Here is a 20186-nt window from a genome sequence, read left to right on the forward strand (position 1 = left end):
CGCTTGTGCAGATGGTTTTCTCCGATCTGCACGAATAATTAGCGGGCACGGCGCAATAAATAACCACCAACAATAAACATCAAGATGATCGGTACAAAGACGAACCAAGCTGGTGATGGAGAATAGACCAAGCTGGCATAGCCAAGGAAATCCTGCAAATAGAAGAAAGTCAGACCAATGAACAAAGCAATCACCAAACGGAAACCCATGGATTGCTGGCGCAAAGGTCCAAAAATAAACGAGCAGGCAATCAAAACCAACGCAATCAGGGCAAACGGTGAACCCACTTTTTGCCAGAAAGCCAACTGATAGGTTTTCGGGACTTGGCTATATTCATGCATATAGCGCATGAAACTGACCAATTGGCTTGGTGATAAATCTTCAGGGTCAATCGTGACCATATGCACATATTTCGGTTGCAGTGCCAACGACAAAGGCTGCTGTGCAGCACGCTGTTGAATGGCATTGCCAGCATCCTGAATTTCAACTTGCTCGGTCTCTTTTAAGTTCCACTGCCCATCTTGTACAAACTGCCCTTGCTCTGCGTTCAACACACTATTCAAACGGTATTCTTGGTCAAAATCGACCACTTGAATATCACGCAGTTGACCTTGTGAATTGGCATAGTCGATATAGATAAAGCGTTGCCCTTCACGTGTCCAATACCCTTTGACTTCGCCCAGAGCTGCCACGCTACGATGGCTTTTCACACTCTTGGCCTGTTCATTGGTATAGGGAATCACCCACTCACTCAGCACAAAAGACAGCACCACCAAAATCAAGGCAGAACGGATTACCCAACCGACAATACGCCAGAGACTAATCCCGATTGAGCGCATCACAATCAGTTCACTATTGGATGCCATGGTTCCTAAACCCAATACCGCACCAATCAACGCAGCAATCGGCAGAATCTCATACAGGTAACGTGGCGCACCCCACAACACATAAATCAGCGCCTGCCAAGCGGTATAGGTCTCGCTCAGGTCACTCAGTTCACCCAAGTACGTAAATAAAATCTGTAACACCGACAAGACAGCGGTGGCGCCCAACATGGCATAAGCCGTGGTCTTAGTGACATGTTTCGCGACAATACGACGTGCAAACATTTTTAAGACCTCACTCGCTGAATCTGTTTCTTAATTTTTGGGGCTAATTTTTGCTTACGCGAGAAAAGCGCAGCGGCAATGGCATAGACAAAGAGCACCAATGGATAAGCCCAAACCCCAATTTCCTGTTTGCTCACGCGGGTTTTAATCGCCATCATTGCCACAATCAAGCTGGCAAAAATCAATAAGGCAGGGAACAATTTTAAATAACGTCCCTGACGCGGACTGACTTCAGATAATGCAACTGCCAAACCTAATGCCACAATCATGACCAAAGGCACAAACATCCGCCAACCCAGTTCACTGGCAACGACAGGATCATTGCGGTTTTGCCAGAGCTTGCCAGTCGGGAGCGCTTCAACTTCCGCACTTTCAAATTTGGCTTCTTTATCACTTTCTAAACGTAAACGATAACTTTGGAATTCGGCTTGGGTGTATTTGGGCTTGCCTGGATAGATTTCATAACGACGCCCTTGCACCAGATCCACCACATTGGCGCTGTCATTCGCGACTTCCACCCGTGTGGCTTCCTTCGCCAAAATCATCACATCTGGCTTGCCTTCTTTTTCCGCACGCTGGTAGAAGAAAATATCTTTCAGATTACGGCGATCTTCAGATAAATCCCCTGCATAAATGGTATAGGGACCTGAAGAGATAAACTCTTTGGGACGAACCAGATCGAAACCAGTACGTACCGCTTGGCTGGTGGTTAGCTGTTCAAACTGACGTAGCCCCCACGGGGACATCCACAGCATCAAACCAGCTTGAACCAGCATAAACACCAAGGTCATTGGGATAAGCAAACGCGCCAACTGATGACGGCTCACCCCACTGCCATTCATGACGGCCATCTCATGATCGACATATAAACGACCAAAGACCAGCATCAGGCCAATGAAGAAACCCAAAGGAAGAATCAGGGTTAAGAACTCAGGCAAGCGATAGCCAATGATGCTAAATAAAATACTGGCATCTAAACGACCTTGAGCAGCCACGCCGAAGTATTTGATTAATCGGCCACCCATCATGATTAAGGTCAATAAGGCAATTACAACCAATGAGGTAGAGACCACTTGCTTGACTAAATAACGCCGAATAATCAAATTGATTCTTCCAATTTTAAAAAGAGTAAAAACTATCGATAGTTTACCCGAATGTTAAAAATATAAAACCTATTCCCCTGCTTCTGCATTGAAACTCTATCCATAAAAATGTTTCAATGGTTGAATGACTTAATACTCTCAAAGGCGTGAAGACCCCCTATGAAACTCAGCTTGAATACCGCTCTATCCACTCCCGCTACCGATCAGGCTTTATTCATTTTAGCCACCAATGCTCAACTTGCTCAGATTGCAGCCACATATCAAATCAATGACTTAGAACAGATTGCTCAAGCAACTCAATTTAAAGCGGGCTTAAATGAGACATTGCCTTTGCTGGCAAAGATTCCTGGCTATGCTCATGCTGTCTTAATTGGATTAGATAAAGCTGAAGAGTTACAGCCAGCAAAGTTAGCAAAAATTGCACAAACTATTATCAAATCTTCACAAAAAAAATATCAGCAGATTCAAGTTGATCTGAATGCTTTGCCGGAAGCCTTACACTATGTCTTTGCCCTAAGCCTGACCCAAGCAGCTTATGGCTACGATGAATTCAAATCGAAGAAAAATGAGTTTTTACTCAGCGAAATTGGACTAATTGCGGCACAAAGTCCGTTAAGCAACCAACAGTTAAGTCTAATTCAAGCGATTCAATCGGGTCAGAATTATGCACGTGACTTAGGCAACCGTCCTGGCAATATCTGCTTCCCAGAATATCTTGCCGAGCAAGCCTTGGCATTGGCACAGCAATATCCAGAACAGCTCAAAGTCACCATCATCAATGAACAAGAAATGGCGGATCTGGGCATGTTTGCCTTCCTTGCTGTCAGCCGTGGTTCAGATCGCCCAGGTCGTATTATTACCCTTGAATATAATGGTCAGCCTGAACAAGCACCGATTGTGTTGGTCGGCAAAGGCGTGACCTTTGATACAGGTGGTATTTCATTGAAACCGGGTCTGGGCATGGACGAAATGAAATTCGACATGTGTGGTGCAGCCTCTGTACTTGGAACGCTACGTGCCCTTTGTGAAGCCAAATTGCCAATTCATGTGGTGGGTGCGATTGCTGCCGCAGAAAATATGCCTTCAGGTCATGCAACCCGCCCGGGTGATATTGTCACCAGTATGAGTGGTCAAACCGTTGAAATCTTGAATACTGATGCTGAAGGTCGTTTGGTACTGTGCGATACTTTGACCTATATCAAACGCTTTAATCCAGAACTCGTGATTGATATTGCGACGTTAACAGGTGCGTGTGTGGTGGCATTAGGTTCAGTGCTCACAGGTATGTTTACCCCTGATGATGAACTGGCAGTAGAACTTAATGCGGCAGGTCAAACCGCTTTTGACCGTGTATGGCGCATGCCCGTGATTGATGATTATCAGGAACAATTGGATTCTCCTTTTGCCGACATTGCCAACATTGGTGGTCCAAAAGCAGGTTCAGTGACTGCAGCATGCTTTCTACAGCGCTTTACCCGTGAATACCGCTGGGCGCATTTAGATATTGCTGGCACAGCATGGTTATCTGGCAGCAGCAAAGGGGCAACTGGTCGTCCAGTCCCATTGTTAATGCAATTCTTAGCCAACCGCGTTAATACGAATGGCTAAAGTTAGCTTTTATCTGTTTGAAAAAAGTCCAGAACGGCAAGTCGAAAGTACTTGCCGTTTGTGTCGTAAAATTTTGCGTCAACCGAAACGGATTTGGCTGTATTGCCCCGATCCCACTTTACAGCAACAACTGGATGAACGCTTATGGAGTTTTGACGACACCAGCTTTATCGGACATGGCATGGATCAAGAACAGGCACGCGTCTGCATCTCTGCGCACTTGCCTAAAGAAAATGATTGGATTGTCTTTAATTTTAACAATCAGGCACTTGATCAATTTCATGAATTTAGCCAAATTATAGAAATTATTGAGAATAATGATTCTGCCAAACAGCTCGGTCGTGAAAAATTTAAACAATATCGACGCTTAGGCATTGAACCTCAAACTTTCAAGCTGTAATTGTTCAACCTCAGGGAGATATATGGTGGCATTAAATGTCGGTCCAGATTTTAAACAGCGCTGGTTAGATGCGCCCGAAGCTGTGCGTCAGACATTTATGGATGACCTGAATCATATCTGTGATTTATTGCAGCCAGATACCCAGACGCAACTGTGGTTGGCAGCAGATCAAAAAGCTCAAGATCAAGCGCAGCAGATTATTGAACAGGCCTATGCCGACTTAAAAGCACGCTTGATTGAAGAAGCTCGGATTCGTCGCCAACTGGCACTGGAAAAATCTCTAGCAGAAAAACGCGCAGCAACAGCGTTATATGCGCAACAGCTATGGGAAGATGAAGGTCGTCAATTTGCCGAGCAAACCCAAACCTTAGCTCATTTACGCCAGCAGATTGAACAAGAAACCCTCGACTATGCCGAGCGTTACCATCAAAATGATAGTAGCCAAACCCTAGATTTTGCACCGGGTCTTGGACATTTTGACCAACACATTCACTCTGAACTAGAAAGCGTACGCTTACGTCTTGAGCTTGAAGCGGAAGCCCAAATTGAACAAGCGGTCAATCAATTCCGACACAAACTACGTGCTGCAGCACAAGAAGAAATTGAATACATATTACAAAATTCTAATTTTTCTGATGTAAAACCAATCATTTAATTTTTTCTTTCTGATTTTAACATTGTCATTAAACTGACATATAAATGTCACAAGATGGTCATCACTTTAAAACAAACGGTTTAAAGTGACCGCGCCAAAAATTGACTTATCAATAAATCAGGAAGAAAAAATGGACCTACTGAACCACGTTTCTCACCGCATTGCTGCACTCGATTCAGGCGAACAATGGATTGTATCTGCGCAAAAGTTACTGATTAGTCGAGCTGATTTTCAATCACTTTCAGTATTTTTAACCCGCGAATCGGAAAAAGGACATTTCAGCCTCTCCCCTGAAAGTGAAAGCCTCACGTGGCATGATGAACCTGCTGTGACCATTATCAAACACTAAACTTCAATCATCCCCGCTGAAGTTATCGAGTGATCTGTCAGCAGATCACTCCACCAATTCCAGTGTCGCAAAAAAGATATTGCCCGCCCCATAGCCTATACTGAGCAAGACGCCAATCCAGATCAAACTGCCCATGGTGTTGTACCACATAAAACTGGAAAATTTCATATGCCCCGCACCTGCGGCAAAGGGCGCAAATGAACGGACAAAGGGAATAAAACGCGCCAACATAATGGTCTTACCACCATGTTTGACAAAGTAATGATTGGTTTTACTCAAATATTCAGGCTTCATCCAACGCGAATGGCGATGTAAATACTTAAAGCCCAGTTTCTTGCCCGTGTAATAATTCACGGCATAACCCAAAATCGCGGCAACAATCAGCACCATCCCCATACTATGTAGCTGTATGATGGCTGAAGAGGAACACAATGCGCCTACGGCAATCAACAAACTATCGCCCGGCAGAAAAAACATAAAGACAAAGCCAGTTTCTGCAAAAATAATCAGAAACAAGATGGCATAAATCCATGTCCCATACTGCGCCAGCAGCATCGGCAACATTTGTTCAAGATTTAGAAAAAAATCAAGCATTACATAAATCTACGATATTCAATTTAGGTATCACGTGCTTTATTTCACTCAAATAGAAACGAAAACAGCCTAGTATTCTAGGCTGTTTTCAGAGCAAATATGTAGTTTTTATTTCAAAAAACCGTTTTCAGCCAAGAAATCCATGCTAATTTTTGACTGTGCTTGAGTCTCTGCCGCTTTGTCACCCAAGAGCAAACGTTCGATATAACGTGCCAACACATCGACTTCCAAATTCACTTTAGAACCCACTTTCCACGTGCCAATATTGGTCCGTTCAGCGGTATGTGGAATCAAGTTCAAACTCAAGATATTGCCACGTAAATGGTTAATGGTCAGACTGATGCCATCAACTGTCACTGAGCCTTTCTCCGCCAGATATTTGGCAATTTCTGCTGGCGCAGTCACTTCAAAATAAAGAGAGCGAGCATCTTCACGGACTAAAGTAATTTCACCTACGGCATCGACATGCCCACTGACAATATGTCCACCAAAACGCGTGGTCGGCAGCATGGCTTTTTCGACATTTACGGGTTGCCCAACTTTCCAATGCCCCAGGGTGCTTCGGTTCAGACTTTCACGTGAAACATCAGCCGCATACCAGTTATCGCCCCATTCAATCACGGTGAGGCAAATCCCATTGGTGGCAATCGAGTCGCCTAGGTGTACATCCGACATGTCCAAATCAGTTTGAATACGTAAACGTACATCACCGCCCACACTTTGTAAGCTTTCGACGCGACCAAGGCTTTCAATAATTCCTGTAAACATAATCTTTCTCTTTCCTGAATTTGGACTTACCACAATGCCAATTGGGTACTCACGCCTGAGGTGTCTACCCCGCCCAACTCTGCAAAATGATACAGTTGACCCAACAACTGACGCAGTGGTGGACCCGATTTGGCATGGGTATCGGTAATCACAATAAATTCCAATACACGTGCACGCTCAGACTGACGTTGTTTGCTGACGCGATAACGTGGCACATCTTGGGTTAATAGTGTCACGCGTCCACGCTCAAGATTGGCTTTGAGCAAATCAGCCGCTTCAATATTACCATCGGTCGAATAGCTGGTCAGAATATAACGTGCATTAATGGTCGACAGCAATTTTTCATAGGCTTCTTTGGCGTACTTGGAAGAATTGTACGGACTCGGACGTTCTTTCCGCCAAGCACGGTCAATCCCACTCTTAAAGCCTTTGGTATCTGGGCTTGGTAAATCCACCTGATCCCACAGCGTCAACGCATTCAACACATGATAGTTACTGCTATAGGCGTGCTGGTTGTACGGTGGATCCAGATACGCCACATCGACTTCAAAACCGCTCATCTGATTTGCCAGATGCTGTGCATCGACACACCACATTTCAGCCATCGGAGTCTTTTGCTTATTGGCCCCGACTTCACAAAAACGGCTTGGTGTCAGCCACAACAAAGATTCGATCCGTTCCAATGCAGTTTGGGTTTTACCGCCCCAACCATGGTGGAAACTTTTGAAAACGCCACTGGTATTACTCACGAAACTCGCCGAATAAAGTAGCGGTGCCAACAAAGCACTCATTTCCACATCATCAATTGCGCCTTGTGCTTGCCAAGTGGCAATTTGCTGACGAATGGCATCAATCCGCATACCATTGCGACGTTTAAAAAACAGTCGATCGCGGGCAGGATCATAAATTTCGTCATTGCGCGGGCACAGGTTATGCGTCACCCAACCTTTAACTTCAGGCAAACGGTTTAAATAATCAATCGCCTTTTGGTAGCCACCCAACTCTTTAAATGCGGGTGCATCGACACAGGCCAAAATGGCATGGTTCAAGGCATGGCTATAAGGTTCCCAGTCATTGGCAATCACACGATAGCCGTTTTGCCGAGCGAGACGGGATACCACGCCACTACCCGCAAAGAAGTCGGCAAAAATTGGCGCACGACCTTTGGCATTCAAGGTCCCTGTTTGTTCAAGTGCTTCTAAAATCAGATGCAATAAACGACGCTTGTTTCCTAAATAAGGAACCAATTGATGAAATAAGTATTCGTCTGTGGTCCGTGCCGCGTGACGTCGTTTATGATAAACCGTAGACTCTTGATTCATATAGACTCTTGAAGGGGAGTTAGTCTTAAGCGCACATCATTTCCCACTTGGGAAACCTCGATGAGCTTAAAGCGAAGTTGCTCTGCCAAATGCTCAAACTCTGCATTAAACATCGCGCGTGCAGATTGACCCAATAAGGTGGGTGCGACATAACTGATCAGCTCATCCACCAAACCCTGTTGCAAAAATGCACTCGATAAGGTTGCACCTGCTTCTACCAACACATCGTAAATTTGAAAATCTTTCAGCGTGCGTAGCAAACTATGCAAAGACTGAATTTCTAACTGGATTACACCCAGTTGTGCCAATTCGGCACGAAAAGGTCCCATCACCATCACGGTATCGGGCTGTTGTAAAATTTGCGTATCCAAAGGTAAGCGACCTTGACGATCCAGAACTACCCGTTTGGGTTGCACAACCGTACTGATATCTTCTACATCAGGCAATTGACGCACATTCAGTAGGCAGTCATCCGCAAGCACGGTTTCAATTCCTGTAATCACCGCTCCTGAAATGGCACGCCAGTGCTGCACATCCTGTCGTGCTTCGGGTCCTGTAATCCATTTTGACTCACCCGATGCCATGGCTGTTCGACCATCTAGGCTAGAGGCAACTTTTAAGCGTACATAAGGCAAGCCTGTGGCCATGGCTTTGAGAAAACCACGGTTTAATACTGCAGCTTCTGCTTCACAGACACCCGTACTGACCTGAATCCCAGCTTCCTGAAGAATCTGAATGCCTTTACCTGCCACCAGTGGATTCGGATCGGAACACGCCACCACCACTTGCGTAATACCCGCTTCGACCAGACCTTTGGCACACGGTGGTGTACGCCCATAATGCGCACAAGGTTCCAAAGTTACATAAGCCGTTGCCCCTTGGGTCAATTCACCCGCTTGGCGAATGGCAAAGACTTCCGCATGGGGCTGTCCTGCACGTGGGTGAAACCCCTCTCCCACCACTTTGCCATCTTTGACAATCACGCAGCCCACATTCGGATTCGGCCGAGTCGAATACTGACCTTGTTGTGCGAGATGAATGGCACGTTGCATCCAGATTTGGTCTTGGCTTAACTCAGACATGGGTACACTCACTCATGTTCACGTTGTTGCATTTGTTCAATTTGACGACGAAAGGCTTCTACATCCTGAAAGTCCTGATAGACCGAAGCAAAACGCACATAAGCCACGTGATCCAGAGCAAACAAGGCTTGCATCACAATTTCTCCGATGGTACGCGACTTCACATCACGTTCACCTAAACGACGGATATGCAGCTGGATATCACTGAGTACGGCTTCGATTTGTTCTTGGGTAACAGGACGCTTTTGTAAAGCGTGCATCAATGAACGACGCAACTTGGCTTCATCAAAAGGTTCATTTTTACCGTCTGATTTAATCACGCGTGGCATGACCACTTCAAAACTTTCAAATGTCGTAAAGCGTTCCCCGCAACTGATACATTCACGGCGACGTCTGATTTGACAGCCTTCCGCGGCTAAGCGCGAGTCGATGACTTTACTGTCTGCGGCGTTGCAAAAAGGACAATGCATGGCGGTTGAATTAAACAAAACAATTTTGAATTCTGAGTGTAGCAAAAATTATGGTTTTTGTAGAGCATTACGCTAGATATGGAAAAAAAACAGCCCTTTCGGGCTGTTTTACACAATATATTGATTATATCGTTATCAAATTATTCAATACGTTCGCCATGTTGACTCAAGTCTAGACCCATGCGTTCATCATCAGCTTCAACACGGATACCAATCACCACATCAATCACTTTTAAGATCACGAACGTTAACACTGCTGAGTATGCGATAGTGGCAAGTACACCTTCAACTTGAACCCACAATTGGCTCATCATGTTCGCTGGTACTTTATCACCCATGATGAATTCACTTGCAAAGATTGCAGTTAAAATCGCACCCACAATACCACCGACACCGTGTAGACCAAAAGCATCTAATGAGTCATCTGCTTTAAGAGCACGTTTCAGACCTGTAATCCCCCAGAAGCATACCACGCCACCAATCAGACCCATCGCCAAAGCACCACCAACAGTCACAAAACCAGCTGCAGGGGTAATTACTACCAGACCTGCGACTGCACCAGATGCGCCACCAAGTACAGAAGCTTTGCCACGTACCACTTTTTCAGTAATTAACCAAGCTACTGCCCCTGCCGCTGCTGCAACTTGTGTCGTCACAAGCGCATAACCCGCTGAGCCATTTGCACCCAGTGCTGAACCACCGTTAAAACCGAACCAACCTACCCATACAAGGCTTGCACCGAGCACAGTTAAAGTTAGGTTATGCGGCGCCATTGATTCACGACCCAGCCCCATACGTTTACCCAGCATATAGGCAGCTACAAGACCTGCAACACCTGAGTTAATATGGACCACTGTACCGCCTGCGAAATCGAGTGCACCATCATTGAATAACCAACCGCCACCCCATACCCAGTGAGTAATTGGTGCATAGACAACCACAACCCAAATGGCAATGAACGCCACGAAAGCACCAAATTTCATACGTTCTGCGATAGAACCACTAATGATGGCAACCGTAATAATGGCAAAGGTCATTTGGAAAATGACGAATAGAATTTCAGGAATCGTGCCTGTTAAAGCCGTTGTAGTAATGCCAGACAACATGACTTTATCAAAACCGCCAATAAAGGCATTTCCTTCGGTAAAGGCAAGTGTATAACCGACAATCACCCATGCAAGGCTGACTACTGCTGCCGCAACAAAACTGTGTGCCATGGTGCTTAACACGTTTTTCTTACGAACCATACCACCGTAGAAAAGTGCTAAGCCTGGAATGGTCATAAGTAAGACTAAAGCGGTAGAAACTAAAATCCAAGCCGTATCACCTGTATCAAGGGTTGGCTCAGCGGCAGGCGCTGCAGCTTCCTCAGCTGGAGCTGGTGTTGCTACTGCCTGTGCATCGGGTAATGCCGCTGCAGTAGTTTCAACTGTTGTTGTCATTTCTTCTGATGGAGCAGATGCTGTTACTTCTTCAGCCCAAGCAACAGAACCTCCTAAGAGTGCGCCTGATAGACTCAGCGCAAGTAGCATTTTTTTCATTCGTGTCCCCCAACCTAATTTTGCGAGTTATTCGATACTCTGCAAACTTTATGCCAAATTAAACAGCATCTGGCCCTGTTTCACCTGTACGAATACGGATAACTTGCTCTAAGTTAGTCACAAAGATTTTTCCGTCACCAATTTTTCCAGTGCTAGCAACACGAGTGACAGATTCAATCACTGCGTCAACCATTTCGTCGCTAATTGCGATTTCAATTTTAACTTTTGGTAGAAAATCAACGACATACTCAGCACCACGATACAGCTCAGTATGACCTTTTTGACGACCAAAACCTTTGACTTCAGTTACAGTGATCCCTTGAACACCAATTTCTGACAATGCTTCACGCACATCATCCAATTTAAAGGGTTTTACAATTGCAGTTACTAGCTTCATGTTTGTTTTTCCTTCGGCTTTTCTCACCAGTAAGGTTTTATGTTCAATTTTCGTGCCAAGATTTTTAAGGTTGAGGGAAATAAAAAACCTGATACACGCCTCTATTTATACCTTATTTTTATCTTTTAATCGAAGCTTAGGTCTTTAATATTCGAGATTTTTAGCCGAAAGTCGCCAATTTTGGTCTGATCGGGGTAAGGAGGATCGAGAAAGCACTATAGTCTCGCTTGAAGCAGTGATACACTGCACGCGCACGTCTCCATCAGATGGATAACACTATGATTGAAACTTTATTACAAGCCATTCTAGAACAAGTAGAACAACCCAAAAGCGATTTGGAACATAACTTAAGAGCCTTGCTGAATGAGGCCGTTACAAAAATGGATTTGGTTTCTCGTGATGAAATTGAACGCCAAAAAACTGCGCTAGCCAATGCCAATCTACGGTTGAATGAATTACTGAATCACGTCGAAGCACTTGAGCAAAAGTTACAGAACAAAAAATAAGCACACCTTTAGTGCAAAAAAAGACAAAAAACGACCAAAAATAACGCACCAAAACGGAACAACAAGATGTCTTTTGCTAAAATTAATACGCGAGGGCTATTGGGTCTGCACGCCCCGCTCATTGAAGTTGAAGTCCATTTAAGTCAAGGATTACCGTCACTTACTATCGTTGGGCTGGCTGAAGCTGCTGTTCGGGAAAGTAAAGATCGGGTCAGATCTGCCATTATTAATAGTGGTTTTCAGTTCCCCAGTAAGCGGCTGACGATAAATCTTGCACCCGCAGATTTGCCCAAAGATGGTTCACGCCTAGATTTACCAATTGCATTGGGCATTTTAATTGCTTCAGGACAATTGCCAGAACATTCGGTCGATCAACTTGAATTTATTGGAGAATTGGCTTTAGACGGACAATTACGTCCGACCACAGGTACCTTGAGTATTGCCATCGCCTGTCAGCAAGCGCAACACAAACTCATTTTGCCCGAACAAAATGCATTTGAGGCAGCACAACTGCCCCATTTTGAGGTGTATGCTGCAAAACATCTCAAAGAAGTTTGTGAACATTTAAGCCAAAACCAGCCTTTGTCACCTGTACATGTTCAGGCTGACTCATATTTACAAGCTTATAAATTTGATTTGGCCGATGTCAAAGGACAACTGCGTCCAAGACGTGGATTGGAAATTGCTGCGGCAGGAGGACATTCCTTACTTTTTCGAGGTCCACCAGGCACAGGAAAAACCCTATTGGCGTCTCGTTTACCCAGTATTCTGCCGCCTTTGGATACGCAAGAGAATTTAGAAGTCGCCAGCATTTATTCAGTTGCCAATACTCAGCATCAATTTGGGCAACGTCCCTTTCGTGCCCCGCATCATACGGCTTCCGCAATTGCACTGGTTGGCGGTGGTTCGCAACCCAAACCTGGTGAAATTACCTTGGCACATTTAGGGGTGCTGTTTTTAGATGAATTGCCCGAATTTGACCGCAAAGTTTTAGAAGTATTAAGGCAACCCTTGGAGTCCAAAGAAATTGTGATTTCTCGAGCATCGCGTCAGATTACCTATCCTGCAAACTTTCAGCTGATTGCAGCCATGAATCCTTGTCCATGTGGTTATGCTTTTAATCAGGATCAACGCTGCCAATGTTCAGCAGAGTCGATTAAACGCTACCAAAACCGAATTTCAGGGCCATTATTGGATCGTATCGATTTACATATCGATGTCCCACCACTGACCGTGCAAGAATTACAGGCACAAAGTGCTGCAGAGCGTTCTGAACAAGTACGTGAACGGGTGATCCAAGCCTATGAGCAACAGATTCAACGGCAAAATTGCCTCAATCATGCGTTGAGTCCACAGCAGCTTGAACAATATGCCTATTTAAATACTCAAAGCAAACAAATGCTAGAACTTGCGCAGCAACGTCTGAATTTATCGGCTCGTGCTTATCATCGGGTCTTAAGAGTGGCAAGAACGATTGCAGATTTGGCCAATGTGACAGAAATTCAAACGATGCATTTAAGTGAAGCTTTATCTTATAGACAGCAAAACCTTTAAGAATATTTGGTTTAACAATTCAAAATACAAAAACCTCTAGCTTTTAAGGCCAGAGGTCTTTTTAACACTCTTTTATTTAGAATGTTTTGGTTAAGGTGAATACGGCACCTGTTTCTACACCACGTGCAGTAGCATCATCCATATCATCTGTATCAATATTCGTACCTACTGCCGCCAATTCAGCTGTTGCACCTGAAATTGATTTAAACGCGTAGTTCACGCCAACTTTCCAGTCTACGTAGTTATCATCACCACCGAATGAATATTTATCTTCATCATCCACCACGGTATAGCCAACACTTGCTACACCACCAAAGCCTGAAGAACCGAATGGAATTGAATAACCCGCGTTGACGTTCCAACTGTCTGTATCAGCACCCGCATAATCATTGGTATAGTTCACATTGGTCAGGATGCTATCCCCTTCGGTTAACACACTTGCAAAGCTTAACTTGCCGTAAAACTCTGTCCAGCCAAAATCAGATGCACTTGGGTAACCGTAATATACAACACCTACATCTAACAAAGGTTTGCTCGCGAAGCTGTCTAATGTAGTAGCAAAACCGAGAGCGGCATCTAATTCTAAATGCGGTGACGCTGAGCCAAAATTAACATTTGAACCCCAAAATCCGACATACAAACCAGAATCATGTGCAAGCGTAAAGCCCGCTTGTACCGCTGGATCATTTTGGGTTTGGCTGAGTCCGCGGAAACGATAGTCTGTGGTCACCGCAGCATTACCGCTAAAAGATAAACCAAATGGTGATGCTACTTCATCCGCAAAGGTAAATGTTGAAGCCGTTGCAACAACCGCCATAGATAATACTTTTAATGTGAATTTCATTCTAAGGTTCCCCCACATCGAATTACGACGTTTTTGCTGTAATTAATAAACTCCTTGATGTATTAGCAAGCGTTATGCCAACTTTGAAAAAAACATTTAACACCCATCACTTTTTTCTATAAAAACCATAGAATCGACCAAAAATTAAATCTAAGCGATTCTTTATCCAAGCATAAGATTGGGTTTTGCTAGTTACAGCCTGATACAAATCAATCATCCTAAACTGAAGCAGTCAAATGGGGGCTATAGTGAAAAATACCTTTGACTTCCAATAACATTATATAAATAACAATTACTTAATAAAGTATTTCTATCTTCAAAATCTACATGGGCACTGCATCGATTTCAGTGAAAATGAGGTCGGAGAATCTCAATTTTTCACATTCGCTCATTGAATCTCTCCAAGCATTCCTGACTTTTAAAGCCATTCATGCTCACTATGGTGCATGATTTTGGGAGTTAAACAGACATGATCATGTTCCAATAATGCTGAGGATAAATGCAGCACGAATACCGATAAAATTGAGAAAGCAAAATTAGTCTAATGATAAAAATGACTGCTTTTTTAGGAAGATTGATAAATACAGCATAGTATTTTTTTTAAAATGCTTCATTTTAGATCAACAAATCTACTTGACAGCCTGTTCTGTACAAAATATGCGCACCACAACAGATCATTCCCCCACTTTGTTCATGAACAAAATCACAACTCCACTTTACGTGGCTAGCACCTTTCAAAAGGAATATTTTGAATGAACCAAAATGAAACATTTCTCATTTTCAATTAGAAATAAGGTTTAATAATAAAAACAAGCCCAGTATGGATTAAAAAACAAACAATCAAACCAATAATGAAGAAAAAATAAACAAAAGAATTGGCATTTTTTCCATCTTGATTTAAAACAAAACACGGCTAAATTTTCCGTTCAGTAAAATATAATTTTATCATGAATGAATAGCTTATGTATAAAATATGGTTATCACTTTTCCAACAACAAGAATGCAATTTCGTCAAGTAGCGTGTAACAAGAATGAAATAAAATTAATAAAAATCTATCTTTTTTATAGATTAATTATACAATTTATGAAAATTTCGAGTTATGCCAAAAAACGAAATTCTGAATCTATCTTTTTTTGAGGTTGTTTCTTATGCCAAATGCGCAAAAACTTACATTAGCAGTATTAATTCAGGCTGCCCTTATTACTACCGCTTATGCAAGCGAACAAAGTGAAGCAAAAGGATTTGTAGAAGATGCTGAAGGATCAGTATTGTTCCGCACTGGTTACCTTACTCGCGACAAAAAAAATGGCGTAGCAGATACGAGCTCTGTTGCTCAAACAGCTATGGTTAAAATCGAATCAGGTTATACCCAAGGTATCGTTGGTTTTGGTGTGGGTGTCATTGGTGATGGCTCATTCAAAATTGGTGATAATAAAAACGCTGGTAACAACATGATTCCACGCGAAACTTTAAATGGTAAAGAAAACTCTGGTGACACTTACGACACTTGGGGTCGTGGTGGCGGTATCGTAAAAGCGCGTATTTCTAACACTGAAGTCCGCTACGGTACTCAAGTACTTGATCTACCTGTACTTGCAAGTAACACAGCTCGTTTAGTCCCTGAATACTTCGAAGGTGTTTTAGCAACTAGCCGTGAAATTAACGGTTTAGAATTAACTGCTGGTAAATTTACCAAAGACCAATACTCAGACCAAATTGACACTGATGGCCGTCACTTAGACCGCGCTGTCGTTTGGGGTGCTAAATACAAGTTTAATGACCAAATTAATGCATCTTACTATGGCTTAGACAGCAAAAATGCACTTGAGCGTCATTACGTCAATGCAAACTATGCTCACCCACTTGCAAACAACAGCACCTTAACATTTGATTTTAGTGGTTATCACACTGAGTGGGATGAAGAGGCGAGCACTTACTCACAAATCACAACAGATAACTCTGATCGTAAAAACGATATCTTTGCAGTTTCTGGTACATACAACACTGGCAACCACAACGTGATGATGGCTTACCAACAAAACAGTGGTAACACGGGTTATGACTACGGTGAGAATGCTGTTGGTGGTCAAAGTATCTACCTACCTAACTCTTACCTTTCTGACTTTATTGGTAACGATGAAAAATCAGTACAGTTACAATATACTTATAACTTCGCTGGTTTAAATGTTCCTGGTTTAACTTGGACTACTGCATTTGTTTATGGTTGGGACATCAAAGCAACTGACAATAAAGGCACTATGATCAGTGATGATGAACAAGAGCGTGAATTCTTTAACCAAGTGAAATATACCGTTCAATCTGGTTTTGCTAAAGATGCGAGCTTACGTTTACGTCACTCATACTACCGTGCGAGCGACAACTACCAAAGCAACTATATCGGTGACACGAACGAATGGCGTATTTGGTTAGATATCCCTGTAAAATTTTTCTAATTTGAAGACTTTTTCAGAGATCTAAAAAAACCTGCACATTGTGCAGGTTTTTTTATGGGTTGAACTTTACAAAATAAAGTTCAACCTCAATCCTTGAAAGGATTATTTTGCAGCTTCGATGGCTTTAAGCACTTCAGCTTTCGCTACGTCAGCACCTTCCCAACCGGTCAACTTAACCCATTTGCCTGGCTCTAAGTCTTTGTAGTGTGCAAAGAAGTGCTCAACTTGTTGAATTAACAAAGGAGGAAGATCAGTATATTCCTGAACGTCTTTATAGATTGGTGTTAATTTTTCATGTGGTACAGCAATCAATTTCGCATCAATACCGCCATCATCTTCCATGTTCAATTTGCCCACTGGACGGCAACGAATTACTGAACCTGGCTCAACTGGATGTGGAGTCACAACAAGAACATCAAGTGGGTCACCATCTTCAGACAACGTATTTGGTACATAGCCATAGTTCGCTGGGTAGAACATTGCTGTACCCATGAAGCGGTCTACAAATAACGCATCCGAATCTTTATCAATTTCGTATTTGATTGGCGCTGCGTTTGCAGGAATTTCAATGATGACATAAATGTCATTTGGCGCATCTTTACCCGCAGGGATATTGCTGTAGCTCATAGCATCACTCTTGAATGAATTAATTTATATTGAAAGCCAAATAATCGTATTCGGTTTAATCACGGAGCGATTATACATCTGCCCCGTAAAAATAGGGAATATGTGCGTTCATTAGCTGAGTTTGATCACCAAAATCAACAGAAAAATTGGACACAATAAAGACAATAACCAGACGATTGAACGTAAAGTTGCCCAATTCGCCAAGTAACACACGCCATAAATCATACGCAGGACCAAATAGGCAATGCCGAAGGTCATAATGATGGATTGTGATACCACCATGTATTCTGCCATCAAAATCGCGGCAATAAACAGTGGCAGCCCTTCAAAGCTATTCTTTTGCGCTGCATTGGCACGTGCAGCCAAACCTGTGGTTTGTGCTAAAAAATCACGTGGATGTTGATTATCTCGTCCCTGAAAGCCACCTGCCATTTTGGCAATAACGGTAAAAACGTAGGGTAATAAGCATGCAATTAAAATGAGATAGACAATGCCGCTAATACTCTGCATCAATTTTATTCTCGTGAGGGATCAATAAGGCTTATCATAGCATGGCAATTCTAGAATATTTTTTGTTAAATATAGTGATTTTATAACCAAGCCTTTCGGGAATCGCTATGTCATTCAATACGGATCAGCACAAACTGTTTGATGAGCTGGAAAAACAGCATCAACATCAACGGCAGATGGATCGTGTACTCGCCATCGTGTTCCCGATTATCGCTTTCTTACTGACCGTCATTTGTTCCAACATGAACATCTGGTCGACGGTCTGTACGTTTATTCTACTTTGGGTCGCCTTTTGGGCAGTCGGTATTCGTCGCCTACCCCTCTGGCATTGGGTGCTGATTACCCTGATTTATTGCTTGGCAGATAATTTCCTCAGCTACGGCACTTTTAATCGTTCTGGCTTTAGCCGTCAGTTCGGTACCATCTTCATTTTTATCGGGATTGCAGGGGTTGGACGCCCTTATTTCGATCGCTGGCTGATGAAGAAAAAATAATGTAATCCAATAAAAAAAAGCGCCCAAAGGCGCTTTTTTTAATGTAGTGCTTAGGCACTCTTACGTAAATCTTTACGTAAAATCTTACCGACATTTGATTTTGGCAATTCTTCCATAAACTCGACATAACGTGGGCGTTTATATCCCGTTAAGTTTTCTTTCGCGAATTCAAGGACTTCTTCAGTCGTTAAAGAAGCATCTTTTTTCACGACGAATAACTTCGGTACTTCACCTGATTTTTCATCAGGTACGCCAATCGCTGCAACTTCCAATACTTTTGGATGCTTCGCAATGACTTCTTCAATTTCAGAAGGATAAACGTTAAAGCCAGACACCAAAATCATGTCTTTCTTACGGTCTACAATTTTGGTGTAGCCACGCTCATCCATCACACCGATATCACCCGTACGGAAGAAACCATTTACCATCACTTTGTCTGTTTCGTCAGGACGGTTCCAGTAACCTTTCATCACCTGAGGACCACGGATACAGATTTCACCCTGTTCACCCAAAGCAACTTCATTGCCATCATCATCTAAAATCGCAATTTCAGTAAGTGGTAATGGAATACCAATGGTGCCGCTAAACTCATCAGACGCTGGTGGGTTTGCTGTTGCTACAGGTGAAGTTTCTGATAAACCATAACCTTCAATGATGTTGGTACCTGTCACACGTTTCCATGCTTCAGCCGTTGACGGCAGCACTGCCATACCACCACCCATCGCCATTTTTAACTTGCTGTGATCGAGCTGTTTAAACTCTTCATTGTTCACAAGCGCATTAAACAGTGTATTAACGGCTGGGAAGAAGGTTGGTTGATATTTGCGTAATTCTTTCATCACCGCAGGTAAATCACGCGGGTTTGGAATCAAGACGTTGGCTTGACCTTTGTACATGCCGTACATGGCACAAACCATGAAGGCAAAAATATGATACAGCGGTAAAGCACAGAAAATACGATCTGTACTCGAACCATCTTGCACCCCAAATTTACTTTGGAAAATGCCATCACACTGCAATAAGTTCGCCACAAGGTTACGATGGGTTAACTCTGCACCCTTAGATACACCAGTAGTACCGCCTGTGTATTGAAGTACAGCAGTATCGCTTAAGGTCAGATTAGGACGTTTATAATTGCTTGGGCTGACTTTAGACATGGCCGCATTGAAACGGATATGACCTGGAATATTCCATGCTGGAATTTGTTTACGTACTGAACGCAAGACAAAGTTCACTAAAGTGCCTTTTAGTGTGCCGAGCATGTCACCCACAGAAGCCACAACCACATGTTTTACTGGCGTTTTACCAATAATACTTTGATAAACCGAAGCAAAGTTTTCAATAATCACTAAAACTTCAGAACCAGAATCATTCAATTGATGTTCAAGTTCACGTGCCGTATAAAGTGGGTTGACATTCACCAGCACCAGACCTGCACGCAATACACCAAGAGCAACCACTGGATATTGGAGAACGTTTGGCATCATGACCGCAACACGCGATCCCTTGGCTAAGCCTAAACTTTGCAAATAAGCAGCAAACTTGCGGCTAGCTTCATCGAGTTCACTAAAAGAAAGTGCTTTATCCATAAAAATAAAGGCATCACGTGAACCAAATTTTTGGAAATTACGCTCAAATACATCAACCAAAGAGGTGTTCTCTGGTGGCAATTCTACAGTTTCAGGAATGCCTGTCTTGCGGTATTCAGCGAACCAAATCTTTTCCATAATCCCAATCTCTCCAATCTATAGTCCTTAAAATATGCAGCTTTTTTTTCGGGTTTGTGCGTGTTTATTTAG

Annotated in this window: 21 protein-coding genes; 8 read left to right on the forward strand and 13 right to left on the reverse strand. The window is 43.2% G+C overall.

Annotation, left to right across the window (positions count from 1 at the left end; all coding sequences use genetic code 11):
• Window positions 1–38: 38 nt before the first annotated feature.
• On the reverse strand, window positions 39–1109 hold the full coding sequence (gene lptG, locus ACWQ4X_RS01385) for an LPS export ABC transporter permease LptG (RefSeq protein WP_457902441.1): 1071 nt from the start codon (window positions 1107–1109) through the stop codon (window positions 39–41).
• Between the two features lie 2 nt (window positions 1110–1111).
• Window positions 1112–2212, reverse strand: a complete 1101-nt coding sequence (gene lptF / locus ACWQ4X_RS01390) for an LPS export ABC transporter permease LptF (protein WP_142769718.1) — start codon at window positions 2210–2212, stop codon at window positions 1112–1114.
• A 159-nt stretch (window positions 2213–2371) separates the two neighbouring features.
• Here lptF and ACWQ4X_RS01395 point away from each other — a divergent pair, with 159 nt between their 5' ends.
• From ACWQ4X_RS01395 to ACWQ4X_RS01410, 4 genes are all read left to right on the forward strand, one after another.
• On the forward strand, window positions 2372–3820 hold the full coding sequence (locus tag ACWQ4X_RS01395; protein ID WP_457902442.1) for a leucyl aminopeptidase: 1449 nt from the start codon (window positions 2372–2374) through the stop codon (window positions 3818–3820).
• Window positions 3813–4220, forward strand: coding sequence for a DNA polymerase III subunit chi (locus tag ACWQ4X_RS01400; protein ID WP_457902443.1), 408 nt, complete (start codon window positions 3813–3815; stop codon window positions 4218–4220). Before ACWQ4X_RS01395 ends, ACWQ4X_RS01400 begins: the two co-directional genes overlap by 8 nt.
• 22 nt (window positions 4221–4242) lie before the next feature.
• Window positions 4243–4875: a cell division protein BlhA gene (blhA, locus tag ACWQ4X_RS01405; protein WP_457902444.1), complete on the forward strand. Its 633-nt coding sequence runs from the start codon at window positions 4243–4245 to the stop codon at window positions 4873–4875.
• A 130-nt stretch (window positions 4876–5005) separates the two neighbouring features.
• Complete coding sequence (locus ACWQ4X_RS01410; protein WP_142769721.1) at window positions 5006–5224, forward strand: hypothetical protein; 219 nt, start codon at window positions 5006–5008, stop codon at window positions 5222–5224.
• A gap of 45 nt (window positions 5225–5269) precedes the next feature.
• Here the strand turns inward: ACWQ4X_RS01410 and ACWQ4X_RS01415 are convergent, their stop codons facing one another.
• From ACWQ4X_RS01415 to glnK, 7 genes are all read right to left on the reverse strand, one after another.
• Window positions 5270–5818 carry a VTT domain-containing protein gene (locus ACWQ4X_RS01415; protein WP_457902445.1) on the reverse strand — a complete coding sequence of 183 codons (549 nt, stop codon included), beginning with the start codon at window positions 5816–5818 and terminating at the stop codon, window positions 5270–5272.
• 108 nt (window positions 5819–5926) lie between these two features.
• Entirely contained in the window at window positions 5927–6586 is a 660-nt protein-coding gene (locus ACWQ4X_RS01420; protein ID WP_161933099.1) for a riboflavin synthase, read from the reverse strand.
• A 26-nt stretch (window positions 6587–6612) separates the two neighbouring features.
• On the reverse strand, window positions 6613–7908 hold the full coding sequence (locus ACWQ4X_RS01425; RefSeq protein ID WP_161933098.1) for a DNA adenine methylase: 1296 nt from the start codon (window positions 7906–7908) through the stop codon (window positions 6613–6615).
• Window positions 7905–8990, reverse strand: coding sequence for a bifunctional diaminohydroxyphosphoribosylaminopyrimidine deaminase/5-amino-6-(5-phosphoribosylamino)uracil reductase RibD (ribD, locus tag ACWQ4X_RS01430; protein ID WP_457902446.1), 1086 nt, complete (start codon window positions 8988–8990; stop codon window positions 7905–7907). The genes ACWQ4X_RS01425 and ribD overlap by 4 nt, the downstream gene beginning before the upstream one ends.
• Window positions 8991–8998: 8 nt before the next feature.
• A complete protein-coding gene (gene nrdR / locus ACWQ4X_RS01435; protein WP_026441105.1) occupies window positions 8999–9460 on the reverse strand; it encodes a transcriptional regulator NrdR in 462 nt (153 codons plus the stop codon).
• Between the two features lie 140 nt (window positions 9461–9600).
• On the reverse strand, window positions 9601–11001 hold the full coding sequence (locus ACWQ4X_RS01440) for an ammonium transporter (protein ID WP_457902447.1): 1401 nt from the start codon (window positions 10999–11001) through the stop codon (window positions 9601–9603).
• Window positions 11002–11059: 58 nt separating this feature from the next.
• On the reverse strand, window positions 11060–11398 hold the full coding sequence (gene glnK, locus ACWQ4X_RS01445) for a P-II family nitrogen regulator (protein ID WP_016168502.1): 339 nt from the start codon (window positions 11396–11398) through the stop codon (window positions 11060–11062).
• A 278-nt stretch (window positions 11399–11676) separates the two neighbouring features.
• Here glnK and ACWQ4X_RS01450 point away from each other — a divergent pair, with 278 nt between their 5' ends.
• Both ACWQ4X_RS01450 and ACWQ4X_RS01455 read left to right on the forward strand, forming a co-directional pair.
• Complete coding sequence (locus ACWQ4X_RS01450; RefSeq protein WP_100242593.1) at window positions 11677–11904, forward strand: accessory factor UbiK family protein; 228 nt, start codon at window positions 11677–11679, stop codon at window positions 11902–11904.
• Between the two features lie 66 nt (window positions 11905–11970).
• Window positions 11971–13458, forward strand: a complete 1488-nt coding sequence (locus ACWQ4X_RS01455) for a YifB family Mg chelatase-like AAA ATPase (protein ID WP_457902448.1) — start codon at window positions 11971–11973, stop codon at window positions 13456–13458.
• A gap of 76 nt (window positions 13459–13534) precedes the next feature.
• Here the strand turns inward: ACWQ4X_RS01455 and ACWQ4X_RS01460 are convergent, their stop codons facing one another.
• Window positions 13535–14302 carry a TorF family putative porin gene (locus ACWQ4X_RS01460; RefSeq protein WP_374528328.1) on the reverse strand — a complete coding sequence of 256 codons (768 nt, stop codon included), beginning with the start codon at window positions 14300–14302 and terminating at the stop codon, window positions 13535–13537.
• A 1149-nt stretch (window positions 14303–15451) separates the two neighbouring features.
• Between ACWQ4X_RS01460 and ACWQ4X_RS01465 the strand changes: the two genes are divergently transcribed.
• On the forward strand, window positions 15452–16756 hold the full coding sequence (locus ACWQ4X_RS01465; protein WP_457902449.1) for an OprD family outer membrane porin: 1305 nt from the start codon (window positions 15452–15454) through the stop codon (window positions 16754–16756).
• Between the two features lie 102 nt (window positions 16757–16858).
• Here the strand turns inward: ACWQ4X_RS01465 and ppa are convergent, their stop codons facing one another.
• Window positions 16859–17383, reverse strand: a complete 525-nt coding sequence (gene ppa, locus ACWQ4X_RS01470; protein ID WP_374528324.1) for an inorganic diphosphatase — start codon at window positions 17381–17383, stop codon at window positions 16859–16861.
• Window positions 17384–17494: 111 nt separating this feature from the next.
• The gene (locus ACWQ4X_RS01475) at window positions 17495–17893 is read right to left on the reverse strand and encodes an MAPEG family protein (RefSeq protein WP_457902450.1); all 399 of its coding nucleotides are present in this window, start codon (window positions 17891–17893) and stop codon (window positions 17495–17497) included.
• 107 nt (window positions 17894–18000) lie between these two features.
• On the opposite strand from ACWQ4X_RS01475, the gene ACWQ4X_RS01480 reads away from it, so the two are divergent.
• Entirely contained in the window at window positions 18001–18387 is a 387-nt protein-coding gene (locus tag ACWQ4X_RS01480) for a hypothetical protein (RefSeq protein ID WP_457902451.1), read from the forward strand.
• Between the two features lie 50 nt (window positions 18388–18437).
• Here ACWQ4X_RS01480 and ACWQ4X_RS01485 read toward each other — a convergent pair whose 3' ends face one another.
• Entirely contained in the window at window positions 18438–20114 is a 1677-nt protein-coding gene (locus ACWQ4X_RS01485; protein ID WP_100242600.1) for a long-chain-fatty-acid--CoA ligase, read from the reverse strand.
• Window positions 20115–20186: the final 72 nt, after the last annotated feature.

This window comes from Acinetobacter sp. NigerLNRRAM0016, assembly GCF_054112845.1.